We start from the raw sequence: 13702 nt of genomic DNA, 5'->3' as shown, positions 1-13702 counted from the left end.
ATGAATCATGAGCTTTTATGAAAGGTATCTGGAGTACAAGAATTTTGATTTTGAAGGTTTTTTCAATAAGGTAACCGACCGAGATATTGTCAACATAATGAATAAAGACAGGCTTACAGAGCTTGATTTTCTAATGCTTCTTTCAGAAAAAGCAGCAAATTACCTGGAACCTCTGGCTCAAAAAGCAAAGAAGCTTACATTACAGAATTTTGGAAAGGTCATATTCCTGTACACACCGATGTATCTTGCAAATTATTGTGTAAATCAGTGCGTATATTGCGGTTTTAATATAACCAACAGTATAAAGAGAAGAAAACTCACTTTAGAAGAGGTTGAAAAAGAGGCCAAGGCAATTTCATCTACGGGTCTTAGACATATTCTCATCCTAACAGGAGAATCTCGAAAGGAAAGTTCTGTTCAATACATAAAAGAATGTGTCAAAATCCTTCGAAAGTATTTTAGATCCATATCAATAGAGGTCTATCCTCTTGAGGAAAATGAGTATGTTCAGCTTATAGATGCCGGCGTTGATGGTATTACCCTCTATCAGGAGGTATATAACGAAGAAAAATATAAGATGCTCCATTTAAAGGGTCCCAAAAGAAATTACTTACACAGGATTGATGCACCGGAAAGGGCGTGTAGAGCATCGATGCGAAGTGTAAATATCGGTGCCCTGTTTGGACTTCATGACTGGCGAACAGAAGCATTTTACGCAGGAATTCATGCGGATTATCTCCAAGACAAATATACGGATGTAGAAATAAGCTTATCCCTTCCGAGAATAAGGCCTCATTGTGGAAGTTTTATGCCTGACTGCAAGGTGGAGGACAGGGATCTGGTACAGATAATGATATCCTATAGGTTATTTATGCCAAGGGCGGGGATAACAATTTCCACAAGGGAGAGTGAGAGGCTGAGGAACAATCTTATAGGTCTGGGAGTTACCAAAATGTCTGCAGCGTCAAGTACCGAGGTTGGGGGACATAGCCTTGAGAATAAAAGCGAGGGACAGTTTGATATTAGCGACAAGCGAAATGTGGAAGAGATGAAGGAAATGATTTACAGCAAGGGTTATCAGCCGGTATTTAAAGATTGGCAAGCAATATAGAGAGTTTTGGAGGTATTTATGAATGAATTTGAAAAAGGGCTTATGTCCTATCTCGGCAAGGAAAGGCTTCAAAGACTTAGTAAAGTCAAGGTAGGGATTGCTGGGGCTGGAGGACTGGGATCTAATTGTGCTTTACATCTTGTAAGAAGCGGTTTTAAATATTTCAAAATAGTGGATTTTGACTTGGTGGAGTCATCCAATCTGAACAGGCAATTTTTCTTCATGGACCAATTGGGGTATCCCAAGGTTTTGGCTTTAAAGGAGAATCTATCAAGAATCAACCCTGATATCAGGATAGAGGCAATACAGCAAAGGGTTGATAAAAATAATGCCAGGATGCTGTTTGATGACTGTGATGCTGTGGTGGAGGCCTTCGACAAGGTGGAGTGCAAAATCATGATGGTGGAGAGTTTTTCTTCGTCGGGAAAGTTCTTTGTCTGTGCGTCAGGACTTGCTGGTTGGGGAAACAGTGATGAAATAAGAATTCGCCAGATGAATGATAAGTTTTACATAATCGGGGATTTTGTGAATGAGGTTACAGAAGGCGTACCTCCCATTTCTCCCAGAGTTAATATTGCCGCTGCAAAACAGGCAGATTTGATTTTGAGCTATTTTATTAATGATGATAGGGATTCTAACTTTAGAAGAGGTGATGGGGTTGGATAATCTTTATAGGGTGCTGGATGCCAATGTAAACAGAGCGTCGGAGGGGCTCAGGGTTTTGGAAGATCTGGCAAGGTTCTATTACAATGACAGACTTTTTTCAAAAAGGCTTAAGGAATTGAGGCATGATGTAAGAAAGAATGTCTCAAAGCTGATCCCAAACCTTATAAAAAGCAGGGATTCGGTGAATGATGTGGGCTTAAAAACATCATTGGAACTCGATATTGACATGAAAAATTCGCTTACTGAGCTTGCCCAAGCCAATTTCAAGCGGATTCAGGAGGCTTTAAGGACTATAGAGGAGAGCCTCAAGGTTCTTAAAGAAAATGAGCTTTCCAAATTATATGAAGGCTACAGGTTTGAGGTATATGGCCTTGAAAAGGAGTATTTTAAAGTCATGATTGACAAAAATGGATTGAGGAGCAAATTGAATGAAATAATTACCGGACTTTATTGCATTACGTCGGAAGAACATTCGAAGGGGCGCGGCAATATTGAGGTGGTTGAGAAGATGATAAAGGCCGGAGTAAAAGTAATTCAGTATAGAGAAAAGAAGAAGAGTCTTCTGGAAAAATACAATGAATGCCTAAAAATAAGGGAAATGACTTTAGCTTCGGGTGTTACATTTATTGTGAACGACAATATTGATATGGCAATGATGGTGAAGGCCGACGGAGTGCATATAGGACAGGATGATCTTCCTATAGAAAGGGTAAGAGAGCTTGTGGGTGAGGAAATGATTATAGGGATATCCACTCATTCTCCGGAGCAGGCAGAGGATGCGGCAAGGCGCGGAGCTGATTATATAGGTGTGGGTCCTCTTTATAGAACGTATACCAAAGACGATGTCTGTGAACCTGTGGGGCTTGAGTATCTTGACTATGTGATAAAAAACATAAGGATTCCCTATGTCGCCATAGGTGGTATAAAGGAGCACAACATGGGTGAGGTTTTGGCCCGGGGAGCAGGATGTATAGCTATGGTTACCGAGATTGTAGGTGCAGAGGATATTGAAGAGATAATTCGCAGAGTAAAATCAAAGATTTCGAGAGGAGTTTAATAAAAATGTATACAACTCAGATGGATGCTGCAAAAAAAGGAATAATAACCGATGAAATGAAAATAGTGGCACAAAAAGAGGATATAAAAGTTGAAGAATTGCTAAAGCTTGTTGCCCTAGGCAAGGTGATTATACCGGCAAACAAGAACCACAAAAATCTTGTCCCTGAGGGGATAGGAGAAGGTTTAAGGACAAAAATCAACGTTAATCTAGGAATATCAAAAGATTGCTGTAATTTTGAATCTGAATTCGAAAAGGCTAAAAAGGCAATTGAGCTTAAAGCAGAGGCAATAATGGATTTGAGTTCTTACGGCAAAACAAGGGAGTTTAGGCAGCAGCTTGTGGAAATGTCTCCTGCAATGATAGGTACTGTGCCGGTATATGATGCAGTTGGGTTTTATGATAAGGATCTTAGGGACATTACTGCTGAAGAGTTTTTTGAGGTTGTCGAAAAGCATGCCGAAGACGGTGTCGATTTTATGACAATACATGCCGGTATTAATCGGGAAACCGCCAGGAGATTTAAAGAAAACGGAAGACTTACCAATATCGTATCGCGAGGGGGATCTTTGATATTTGCATGGATGGAGCTTACAGGAAATGAAAACCCCTTCTACGAACAATATGACAGACTTCTTCAGATATTTGAAAAGTATGATGTGACTATAAGTCTTGGGGATGCATTAAGACCGGGAAGCATAAATGATTCCACCGATGCGGCGCAGATACAGGAGCTTATTGTTTTAGGGGAGCTTACAAAAAGAGCATGGGATAATAACGTACAGGTTATGATTGAGGGCCCGGGACATATGGCAATAAACGAAATTGCGGCAAATATGGTTTTGGAAAAAAGGCTTTGCCATGGTGCGCCTTTCTATGTTTTAGGACCGATTGTTACGGATATTGCTCCGGGATATGACCACATAACCAGTGCTATTGGTGGAGCTATTGCAGCTGCAAGCGGTGCGGATTTTCTATGTTATGTTACTCCTGCAGAGCATCTGAGACTGCCGGATATAGATGATATGAAGGAGGGAATTATAGCGGCCAGGATTGCGGCCCATGCAGCTGATATAGCAAAGGGTATTAAGGGTGCCAGAGATTGGGATTACCGGATGAGCGAGGCAAGGAAAAACCTTGACTGGAACAGGATGTTTGAACTTGCGATAGATAACGAAAAAGCAGAGAAGTATCGAAAAAGCTCAATACCTGAAGATGAAGATACCTGCACCATGTGTGGCAAGATGTGTGCCATAAGGAACACAAACAAGGCTCTTAAAGGTGAAAATATAAATATTCTTTGAAGCGAAAAATATAGAATTTTTTCCGAGGAATGAAAAATCAAGGGGGCAAGGGGGATAACCCCTTGTTTATTTCATATCATCGTTTTTCTTTTCTATTTATATTAATTTAAGGAGCTTGCTTAAAGTTTTAAACAAAAAACTGCAGCTAATTAACTACGCCGCAGGTATATATTAATGTATAGAGGAAAAAGTATGTTAAAAAAGTTTTTTAAGTACATTATTAGTATATTACATCTATGTACTTTAGTTAACTGGTAAACTGAACAATAATTAAGAAAAACAGGTCTTGTTTTTTGGTGAAAATATTACAAATCGAAAGATAAGATTTTATGTATTTTATATAAGATGTATTTCCAAATCGCAAAAAAAAGCACTTTTTAAGGATTTTTTAAAGGATTTTCAGTTGATTATGAAGAAATATATAATATGTGGAGATATGTATTTTTATTCTTAATGGATTGTTGAGGGGGCCTAATGTATCCTTTAAACATTGACGGTAGGGAAATATACCTTAGAGATCTAAAAATAGACGATTTGCCGCATTTGTTAAAATGGTACAATAATATTAATGATTTCTCTTTTGCTACAGGTATTTATGAGCCCATAACCCTTAGGGAAATGTTAAGCAGATATTTAATAAGTCGGGCTTCTTCAAAAGAGTTTTTTGCGGGAATATACATACGAGCATCAGGTGAAATGATCGGCGTCCTAAAAGGTCAGTTGAAAAGTGATGGAAATTCGTCGGCATGGATTAATTCCATATTAATAGACCCGGGATTTCAAAGAAAGGGATATGGCAGAAAAACGGTGAATCTGCTTATTGAGCATATGAAGAAATGCAGCAAGGCGGACAGTGTGTATCTTTCGGTAGCAGAAGAGAACATTAAAGGAATGCTTTTCTGGAAGCAACAGAGCTTTAGGACAGTAAAAAAGATAAAAAGAGATTATAGTTCTAAGAATAAATGTGAGAACATAGTAATTATGTGTAGAGAAATATAAACATCATAGATAGTAGAAGTTTCACCAACAATACTTTATTATTTCAAATTATCAGCATATTTTCTTGCTGATAGGTTCAGAGACTCATGGAAATTGTCGATAAATACTATATAGTCTCCCATGAGCTTGGTACATATGGACTATATAATGGACTATATAAACAACGTAAACGATTGCTTATAATTAAACTACAGGGGTGTTCTTTTAAGAATAATTTACAAATTTACGACCGATTATTTGACAAATGGAAATCAGAAATATATAATATCTGTATTCATGTGAACGTTATTAACAGAATTTTATTAGCAGAGTGTTAGTTTGACAATTTACTTAATTGTCTAAATATGTTAAAGGGGTAGGAATGAGAGAAACGGAGGATAAAGTATGTTAAAGTTTAATAAGGTTTTTGTGTACATAACAGCTTCAGCTCTATCAGTTTCTTTGTGGACATGCACTTCTTTTGCACAACAGAATAAGACAGGTGTGACTACTGCAACCATGCTTAATATGCGCGCAAATCCCAATACTTCCACAAAAGTCATAGATCAGATTCCTAATGGAAGTAAAGTTGATATAATAGAAACCTCAAACGGCTGGTATAAAGTTTCGTATAATGGCAAGACAGGATGGATTTACAGTTCTTACGTTAAAATAACAGAAACACCTAAGTCAGCCGTTGTTGATGAGACGTTAACGGCAACCTTAAATAAGGGTTCTTCTTCAACCGATAATTCAACTAATACTTCATCGAATAATTCTACTACCATCAATTCTACTGAAAATAATTCTTCATCCAATCAAGTAATTGATGAAACTATTCTTAAAGCAAGTCAAAGGGCTACAGCCGAAGAAAAAGCTGAAAACGCCGTTGTGAAAACAGGAATTGTAAAAGCTTCAGTCTTAAATGTGAGAGAAGGAGCGGATGTTTCCTATAGTGTTGTTGGTAAGCTTCAAAATGGTACAAAGGTGAATATAGTAAATGAAAAGGCCGGCTGGTATCAAATCAAGCTGGCAAACGGTTCTACAGGTTGGGTTTCCAGTACATATGTAATTGATAATACTGCCATTGCTTCAAGGAGTGGAATTGCCGAGGATTCTACAATGGCGGCTCCTAATAACAGCGATGTATCCAGTGTGCGGGGACAGGTTGTTGAATATTCCAAGAAGTTTTTAGGAGTAAAGTATGTATATGGAGGGAATTCTCCTTCTCAGGGATTTGATTGCTCCGGATATGTAAAATATGTGTTTAGCAACTTTGGTGTTAGTCTTGAAAGAGTTGCGGCAAGCCAGGCAAATCAGGGTACACGAATTTCAAAAGGTGATTTGTTGCCCGGAGATCTTGTCTTTTTCGATACTAATGGAGGACATAATTATATTAATCATGTAGGTATATACATAGGTGAAGGAATGTTTATTCATGCATCGTCGGGAAGTAGCAAAAGAGGCGTTGTTATAAGTGATCTTACGAGCGGATTTTATGCCAACAGCTACATGACAGCAAGAAGAGTTTTGAATTAGAGGTTTAACTAAAAAACTATATGTGAAATTTGAGGGAAAGCTCCTTCCTTGAAGGAGCTTTTAAGGTACACAATGAAAAGACCGCTAGTTTGCTTTAGTTTATCTCTTATTGCCGGAATTATTTGCACCAATTTAACGCATTCTTATTTATTTGCATTTTTGTCCTGTGCAATACTTGCTATGATTGCGTTTGTTCTATTGAAGGACAGGGATAACAGCAAATTTATTATTGTTGGAATTGCTTTGTTTTACATTATTGGAGCGGTATATTATTTATATAGCTATAACCGCAATCTTGCTAAATACGAAGAGTTTGTCGGAAAGAATGTTGTAATAAAGGGATATGTTGATTCGACACCGGAGATAAGGGATTCAACAATTAGATACATAATTAAGACTGAGGAAATCTGGCCAAAGGAGGATTTAGGCCAGAAAAAGAAGGTTCGGGGAAAAGTTCTGCTTTCCATGCAGAAAAGTAATGATATTCAGCTTTTTGAGTATGGAAGGGAAATTAAAGTATCGGGTAAGATAAACATTCCCAAAGGAAAGACCAATCCCAGAGGATTTGATTATAGAAAATATCTGAACCATTCGGGAGTATCTGCCACTATCTTTGTTGTGGATAGAAATATTCACCTACAGGATAGTGTTAAAGGTAATATATTTGTCAAAGCTGGCCTTAGCATAAGGGAAAGGATTGTTAATGTTATAAATCAAAGTTTGCCACCTCAGCAGGCTGGGTTGTTGAACGGTATGTTGATAGGCTACAGGGAAGGGCTTACCGATGAAGTAGAAGACGTTTTCAGTCGTTCCGGATTAACGCACCTAATGGCGGTTTCTGGAGCCAACGTCGCCTTTATAATGTTGCCTCTCATTTTTGCTTTTAAGAAGCTAAGGCTTAGACAAGACGTCTACAATATTATAATAATAGGCATCCTAGTTATGTTTACCTTCATAACAGGATTTGAACCCTCCGTATTGCGTGCGGTAATAATGGCAATAGTCATCCTTGTTGGTCAGATACTAAAAAGGGAGACAGAGATTTTTACCAGCATTGCTTTTGCAGCAATTTTGCTGCTTCTTTGCAATCCCGGAAGTCTATTTAATATTGGGTTTCAATTGTCATTTGCAGCAACAATTTCGCTGGTTCTGTTTTACCCCAATTTGAAAAACATGCTGAATTTCAGCTTTCTTCCGGAATTTATAACGGATGTATTGGGATCTACACTAGCAGCCCAAATAGGAGTATTGCCGGTAACGGTATTTTACTTCAATAAAATATCACTGGTCTCAATTTTATCAAACCTCATAGTTGCACCTGTAGTGGAATTTATTACAATTATGGGGTCTTTGATGGCTCTCCTGGGGCAGATACATATCATTTTTTCTGTATTGATAGGTTATTGCAACAATGCTCTTTTAAGCTTTGTACTTTTTGTGACAAAGACGACAGCAGAGCTGCCTTACTCAGTCATAACCGTATCAACACCGTCCATAGCCCTTGTAATAGTTTACTATATCGTGATACTGTTTTTATTCTGGTACAAGCCAAAATACAAGGTAAAGCTAAACTATAAGTATTGCACATTGGCAGGGGTTGTATCTATAATGTTAATAGTGCTTAATATCTTATGGCCCAAAGGAATGGAAGTAGTGTTTTTGGACGTTGGACAGGGAGATGGTGCTTTTATCAGAACCTTTAGCGGCAAGACGGTATTGATTGACGGGGGACCGGAAAGCGCTGGAGAAAACACTGTTGTGCCCTTCCTTTTAGACTATGGCACAACGAAGATTGACCTTGTGGTTGTGACTCATGGACATGACGACCATTATAAAGGACTTCTTTCTGTGCTTGAAAACTTCAAGGTAGGGAGTCTAATAATTCCCGATGTTGATATTGATGAGGGGTTGTTAGATACAGTTGAAATAGCCAATAAGAGAAAGATTTCCGTTGAAAAGTGCGAGAAGGGCGATGTCATCACACTTGACAACAGAACATATATTGAGGTTTTGCACCCAAAGGAAGGTTCTTATATCGATGAGTCCAACATAAACAACAATTCTTTGGTTTTAAAACTCAATTTTAAGGATGTAAGCATACTGTTTACGGGCGATATTGAAAAGGAAGCGGAGAGACTGCTTTATGAAGATAAGGCAAATCTCGAGGCGGATGTACTGAAGGTGGCTCACCACGGTTCATCCACATCTTCAACGGAGGCATTTTTAGATACGGTTAATCCCGATGTAGCGGTTATAAGCGTGGGTAAGAATAATTTTGGGCATCCTTCAAAAGAGGTTCTTGATCGTATGGATATAAGGAATATATATGTTTTGAGAACTGATATATCGGGAGCTATAATATTAAAGACTTATGGTGAAAAAATAAGGTTAAGAAAAAGTGTTGAGTGAATTATTAAATATAGTGAATTATTAAATATGATATAAGAAAAAATTTCGTTTGAAGAAAAGTTTTCTTTGAATTGAAGTGTTATAAAATTTAACAGTTTAAATAATAAATAAATCCCATTTTATTTGTTATAATTTATAGAGTATGGTTTTAAATAATTATTCTAGGACTTGGCGGGGTGAACACATGGATTATATAAATATATTAAAGGATTTAAGTACATATCCCGGGGTATCCGGGCGGGAAGACAAGCTTTCCGGGTACATTGCAAAGATGTTCGAAAAATACTGTGACAGTGTAGAAATAGATGAATTCTATAATGTTATCGGGATAAAAAAGGGCAAAGGCGGCTTAGGTAGAAGGATTATGGTTACAGCCCATATTGACGAAATAGGTTTGATAGTAAAAAGCATTGATGAAAAGGGATTTGTGACTGTGTCAAACATTGGGGGTGTCGACAGTAAGGTTCTTTTGGCCCAAGAGGTAATAATTCATGGCAAGAAGGAGATATACGGTATTATAGGAGCAAAGCCTCCGCATTTATTGACCGCTGAAGAGATAAAAAAGGCGGTTAAAATGGAAGATTTGGTCATAGATACCGGACTTTTGGCTGAAGAAGTCAGAGAGAATGTGTCAATAGGAGATATCATAACTTTTAAGGTGGACCCCTTTGTACTTCAAAATAACAGGCTTAGCTCGAAATCCCTAGACAATAGAGCAGGTGTTGCTGCTTTGCTGGACATAATGGAAAACTTGACTTTGTTAAATCATAATGATGATGTCTGGTTTGTGGCAACGGTTCAGGAAGAAGTGGGGCTTAGGGGTGCCAATATTGCTGCCTACAATATAAACCCCGATTTGGCAATAGTGATTGATGTCTGCCACGGGCAGATACCCGGTACGCCGAAGGAATCGGTATTTCCAGTGGGTAAGGGACCGGCTGTGGCTATTGGCCCGAATCTTCATCGAAAGTACTCAAGAAAGATGATTGAAGTTGCAAAGGAAGAGAATATACCGTACCAGATAGATGTAGAACCGGGGGATACCGGCACAGAAGCTTGGGCTGTACAGATTTCCAGAGAGGGAATCCCGACACTTTTGGTTTCAATTCCGCTAAAGTACATGCATACTGTAATAGAGACTTTAAGTATTGATGATATAAAAAATACCGGAAGACTGATTGCTAGGTTTATTTCAATGACAGGGAACGAAATGGAGGAAGTATTGTGCTGATAAAAGAGTTGACAGAGTTAAACGGTGTATCCGGAAATGAGGATGAAGTAAGAGAATTTATAAAGAAAGAGGCAGAGAAGTATGCCGATGAAATTACTGAGGACTCAATGGGAAACCTGATCTGTTATAAGAAGGGTACGTCATCAAAGTATCGAGTAATGCTGTCCGCTCACATGGATGAGGTTGGATTTATGGTAACGGGATATGAGGACAGTATGCTCAAATTTGCGAGCATTGGCGGAATTGATGAGAGAATACTTCCCGGAAAGAGAGTCCTGGTGGGCGAAAAACGAATCCCTGGTGTTATAGGCTCAAAACCTATTCATCTGCAGGAGAAGGCTGAAAGAGGCAATAATATTAAGCAAAAGAATATGTATATAGATATTGGTGCTGAAAAAAAGGAGGAAGCCGAAAAGCTGGCGCCCCTTGGGGAATACATAGCTTTTCATAGCCTGTATACTGAGTTTGGAGATGGCTGTATAAAGGCAAAGGCTCTGGATGACCGTATCGGTTGTGCTATACTCCTTGAAATATTAAAAGAGACATACCAGTTTGATTTGTATGTCTGCTTTACCGTTCAGGAGGAAATAGGCTTAAGAGGTGCAGGCGTTGCTGCTTTTAGAGTAAATCCTGATATTGCAATTGTTGTGGAGGGAACCACTTGCTCTGATGTGCCGGGAGCCCGCGAGCATGAGTATTCGACGGTAATGGGGCAGGGCGCGGCGCTTACCATAATGGACAGAACTTCCTATCCTAATAAAAAGCTGGTTGAATTCATGTGCAAAACAGCACAAAATAGAAACATACCGGTTCAGTACAAGCAAACTACGACAGGGGGAAATGATGCAGGCAAGATCCAATTGACCCGGGATGGAGTGGTTGTAGCGTCGGTATCTGTTCCTTGCAGGTATATACATTCCCCGGTATCGGTCATGAAGCGAGAAGATTATGAAAGCTGCCTTAAGCTTGTAAAAGCAGTTTTAGATGAGTTCGGTAGCGATGAGAATTTGATTGAAAGCTTTTGCGTGTAAGCATATTGACTAAAATATGTTAATCATAAAAAAACGGAGGAATAGAACATGTTCGATTTACTAAAAAAGCTGACAGGAATCGTTGGAGTATCCGGCAATGAAGAAGAAATTAGGGAAGCTATAAAAGAGGAAATTAAGGACTGTGTTGATGAAGTAAAAGTTGATGCTTTAGGAAATCTTATTGCTGTCAAAAAGGGCAAGGGGAAAAAAATCATGGTGGCAGCTCACATGGATGAGATCGGCATAATGGTTACATATATAGATGATAATGGCTTTTTGAGGTTTTCAGCCATCGGAGGAGTAAGCCGCTATGACTCCATAGGTCAAAGGGTAAAGTTTAAGAACGGAGTTGTTGGCGCTGTCTACTACGAGGAAAAGCTTGACGATATAAAGAATCTCCAGTTGTCTAAAATGTATATTGATATAGGGGCAAAAAGCAAAGAGGAAGCCAAGAATATGGTACAAGTAGGAGATGTCGCTTGCTTTGTCGGTGATACGGTGTTGCAGGGAGACACCGTAATATCGAAGGCGTTGGACAATAGAAGTGGCTGCTTTGTTGTTGTAAAGGCAATAAAGGAATTGAAAGAGACGGATAATGAAATATACTTTGTGTTTACAGTTCAGGAAGAGGTTGGTTTGAGAGGGGCAAGAACTGCCGCTTTCAGTATAAATCCCGATATAGCCATAGCGGTGGATGTTACAATGACAGGAGATACTCCCGAATCTCATCCTATGGAGGTTAAGTGCGGTGGTGGACCTGCAATTAAAATAAAGGACCGCTCTGTCCTTTGCCATCCGGAAGTAAGAAGACTTCTGGAAGAGTCTGCGAAGAGGATAAATATTCCTTATCAACTGGAAATACTTGAGGCTGGGGGAAGCGATCCGGGATCAATACATTTGACAGCAGGAGGAATACCATCGGGAGCAATATCCATACCGGTAAGGTACGTACACAGTCCTGTAGAGACCGCCAGTATGTCCGATATTAATAATGCTGTCAGGTTATTGGTTGAAGCTATTTGCTAATATTGATATTTGATAAAAATACCTCCTGCCTAGGTGCTGGAGGTATTTTTATGAGGAAAAGTTTTCATTAAAGGATATTAATCTAATTGGAACCTGTGATATAATACTGAAAGTGTAAATTCATCCATTGTTTTTTATGTAAACATTTACGCTTAAAAAATTTTTGAATGTATGAATTGATATTTTAGAAAATTAATAAAATTGATTTAAGGAGTTTTAATTTATGAGCAAGTATTGGAGTAATATCGTCAAAAAAATAAGTCCTTATGTTCCGGGAGAGCAACCCAAGGACAGGAAATACATAAAATTAAATACCAACGAGAATCCGTATCAGCCTTCCCAAAAAGCTCTAAAGGCTATTTCAAAGGTAGCAAATGAAAGCCTTAGATTATATCCGGATCCCACCTGCGACAGTTTACGAAATACTCTTGCTGAGTATCACGGGCTTAAAGCTTCGGAGGTGTTTGTAGGCAATGGATCGGATGAGATTTTGGCTTTTTCTTTTATGGCGTTTTTCAATCCTGGGGACACTATAATTTTCCCCGATATAACCTACAGCTTTTATGAGGTTTATTCCTCAATGTTTTGTGTAAATTATAGATTAATACCCTTAGATGAAGAATTCAACATCCCTGTGGAGGAGTTTTTTACTGAAAATGACGGAATAATATTGGCAAATCCTAATGCCCCAACAGGAAAAGCCCTTCCGATTGAAAGTATAAGAAGAATTCTTGAAAAGAATACAAATAAAGTTGTCATTATTGACGAAGCATATGTTGATTTTGGTGCTCAGACCTCCATCGAATTGATAAAGGAATTCGATAATCTGCTGGTGATAGGAACATTATCAAAATCCAGAGCTCTGGCAGGTCTTCGGGTGGGTTTTGCTTTAGGTAACGAACAGTTGATAGAAGGCTTAGATCGTGTAAAGAATTCAATAAACTCTTATACCTTAGACAGACTGGCGCTGGTCGGTGCCGAGGAAGCAATAAAGGATCATGAGTATTTTTGTGAAATCAGAGATAAAATAATCAATACAAGGGAATGGGTTTCAGACAAGTTATCTGCCTTAGGTTTTAAAGTGATTGAGTCAAAGGCCAACTTCATTTTTATTAGTCATCCAAAGATAAATGGCAAGTTGCTGTTTGAAAAGCTTAAAGAAAGCAACATACTGGTTCGACATTTTAATAGTCCGAGAATTGATAATTTTTTACGCGTTAGTATCGGTTGTGATGAAGAGATGGACTTCTTTTGCCAAAAAGTAAGGGAGATAATCGAATCACTGTGTTAACAGCTTGGTAAGGAAAGGAAATTTGAAAAACTTCAATTATTTTAGAGGTAAAAAATGTT

At 38.5% G+C, this 13702-nt stretch carries 11 protein-coding genes and 1 pseudogene; all 12 read left to right on the top strand.

Annotation, left to right across the window (positions count from 1 at the left end; genetic code table 11):
• Positions 1 to 7 precede the first annotated feature (7 nt).
• The 12 genes and pseudogenes from thiH (at position 8) to hisC (ending at position 13643) form a co-directional block, all read left to right on the top strand.
• Entirely contained in the window at positions 8 to 1111 is a 1104-nt protein-coding gene (gene thiH, locus EFD62_RS02755) for a 2-iminoacetate synthase ThiH (RefSeq protein WP_069193907.1), read from the top strand.
• Positions 1112 to 1129: 18 nt separating this feature from the next.
• Positions 1130 to 1777, top strand: a complete 648-nt coding sequence (gene thiF / locus EFD62_RS02750) for a sulfur carrier protein ThiS adenylyltransferase ThiF (protein WP_069193906.1) — start codon at positions 1130 to 1132, stop codon at positions 1775 to 1777.
• Positions 1731 to 2147: pseudogene (locus EFD62_RS17985) on the top strand (thiamine phosphate synthase); the annotation flags it as partial. The gene thiF and the pseudogene EFD62_RS17985, both read left to right, overlap by 47 nt.
• Positions 2148 to 2171: 24 nt before the next feature.
• Entirely contained in the window at positions 2172 to 2834 is a 663-nt protein-coding gene (thiE, locus tag EFD62_RS17980; RefSeq protein ID WP_235832557.1) for a thiamine phosphate synthase, read from the top strand.
• Positions 2835 to 2839: 5 nt separating this feature from the next.
• The gene (thiC, locus tag EFD62_RS02740) at positions 2840 to 4138 is read left to right on the top strand and encodes a phosphomethylpyrimidine synthase ThiC (protein WP_069193904.1); all 1299 of its coding nucleotides are present in this window, start codon (positions 2840 to 2842) and stop codon (positions 4136 to 4138) included.
• 474 nt (positions 4139 to 4612) lie between these two features.
• The gene (locus tag EFD62_RS02735) at positions 4613 to 5137 is read left to right on the top strand and encodes a GNAT family N-acetyltransferase (protein ID WP_069193903.1); all 525 of its coding nucleotides are present in this window, start codon (positions 4613 to 4615) and stop codon (positions 5135 to 5137) included.
• Between the two features lie 384 nt (positions 5138 to 5521).
• Positions 5522 to 6655, top strand: coding sequence for a C40 family peptidase (locus EFD62_RS02730; RefSeq protein ID WP_069193902.1), 1134 nt, complete (start codon positions 5522 to 5524; stop codon positions 6653 to 6655).
• Between the two features lie 72 nt (positions 6656 to 6727).
• Complete coding sequence (locus EFD62_RS02725; protein WP_069196266.1) at positions 6728 to 9064, top strand: DNA internalization-related competence protein ComEC/Rec2; 2337 nt, start codon at positions 6728 to 6730, stop codon at positions 9062 to 9064.
• Between the two features lie 184 nt (positions 9065 to 9248).
• Positions 9249 to 10295: a M42 family metallopeptidase gene (locus EFD62_RS02720; protein WP_128705711.1), complete on the top strand. Its 1047-nt coding sequence runs from the start codon at positions 9249 to 9251 to the stop codon at positions 10293 to 10295.
• The gene (locus EFD62_RS02715) at positions 10289 to 11326 is read left to right on the top strand and encodes a M42 family metallopeptidase (RefSeq protein ID WP_069193900.1); all 1038 of its coding nucleotides are present in this window, start codon (positions 10289 to 10291) and stop codon (positions 11324 to 11326) included. The genes EFD62_RS02720 and EFD62_RS02715 overlap by 7 nt, the downstream gene beginning before the upstream one ends.
• Before the next feature lie 48 nt (positions 11327 to 11374).
• Positions 11375 to 12352, top strand: a complete 978-nt coding sequence (locus tag EFD62_RS02710; RefSeq protein ID WP_128705710.1) for a M42 family metallopeptidase — start codon at positions 11375 to 11377, stop codon at positions 12350 to 12352.
• 223 nt (positions 12353 to 12575) lie between these two features.
• Positions 12576 to 13643 (top strand): histidinol-phosphate transaminase, encoded by a 1068-nt coding sequence (hisC, locus tag EFD62_RS02705; RefSeq protein ID WP_128705709.1) that lies wholly within the window; start codon positions 12576 to 12578, stop codon positions 13641 to 13643.
• Positions 13644 to 13702: the final 59 nt, after the last annotated feature.

This window comes from Acetivibrio mesophilus, from assembly GCF_004102745.1.
GTDB classification, from domain to species: domain Bacteria; phylum Bacillota; class Clostridia; order Acetivibrionales; family Acetivibrionaceae; genus Hungateiclostridium; species Hungateiclostridium mesophilum.
Note: the sequence above shows the minus strand (reverse complement) of the source record. Positions and strands in the feature narration are given on the sequence as shown.

What these genes read in the sequence shown, in the direction of transcription:
- hisC (WP_128705709.1), top strand. Translation starts at nt 12,576, where the DNA reads ATGAGCAAGTATTGGAGTAATATCGTCAAAAAAATAAGTCCTTATGTT.
- thiH (WP_069193907.1), top strand. Translation starts at nt 8, where the DNA reads ATGAGCTTTTATGAAAGGTATCTGGAGTACAAGAATTTTGATTTTGAA.
- EFD62_RS02725 (WP_069196266.1), top strand. Translation starts at nt 6,728, where the DNA reads ATGAAAAGACCGCTAGTTTGCTTTAGTTTATCTCTTATTGCCGGAATT.
- EFD62_RS02735 (WP_069193903.1), top strand. Translation starts at nt 4,613, where the DNA reads ATGTATCCTTTAAACATTGACGGTAGGGAAATATACCTTAGAGATCTA.
- thiC (WP_069193904.1), top strand. Translation starts at nt 2,840, where the DNA reads ATGTATACAACTCAGATGGATGCTGCAAAAAAAGGAATAATAACCGAT.
- EFD62_RS02710 (WP_128705710.1), top strand. Translation starts at nt 11,375, where the DNA reads ATGTTCGATTTACTAAAAAAGCTGACAGGAATCGTTGGAGTATCCGGC.
- thiF (WP_069193906.1), top strand. Translation starts at nt 1,130, where the DNA reads ATGAATGAATTTGAAAAAGGGCTTATGTCCTATCTCGGCAAGGAAAGG.
- EFD62_RS02730 (WP_069193902.1), top strand. Translation starts at nt 5,522, where the DNA reads ATGTTAAAGTTTAATAAGGTTTTTGTGTACATAACAGCTTCAGCTCTA.
- EFD62_RS02720 (WP_128705711.1), top strand. Translation starts at nt 9,249, where the DNA reads ATGGATTATATAAATATATTAAAGGATTTAAGTACATATCCCGGGGTA.
- thiE (WP_235832557.1), top strand. Translation starts at nt 2,172, where the DNA reads ATGATTGACAAAAATGGATTGAGGAGCAAATTGAATGAAATAATTACC.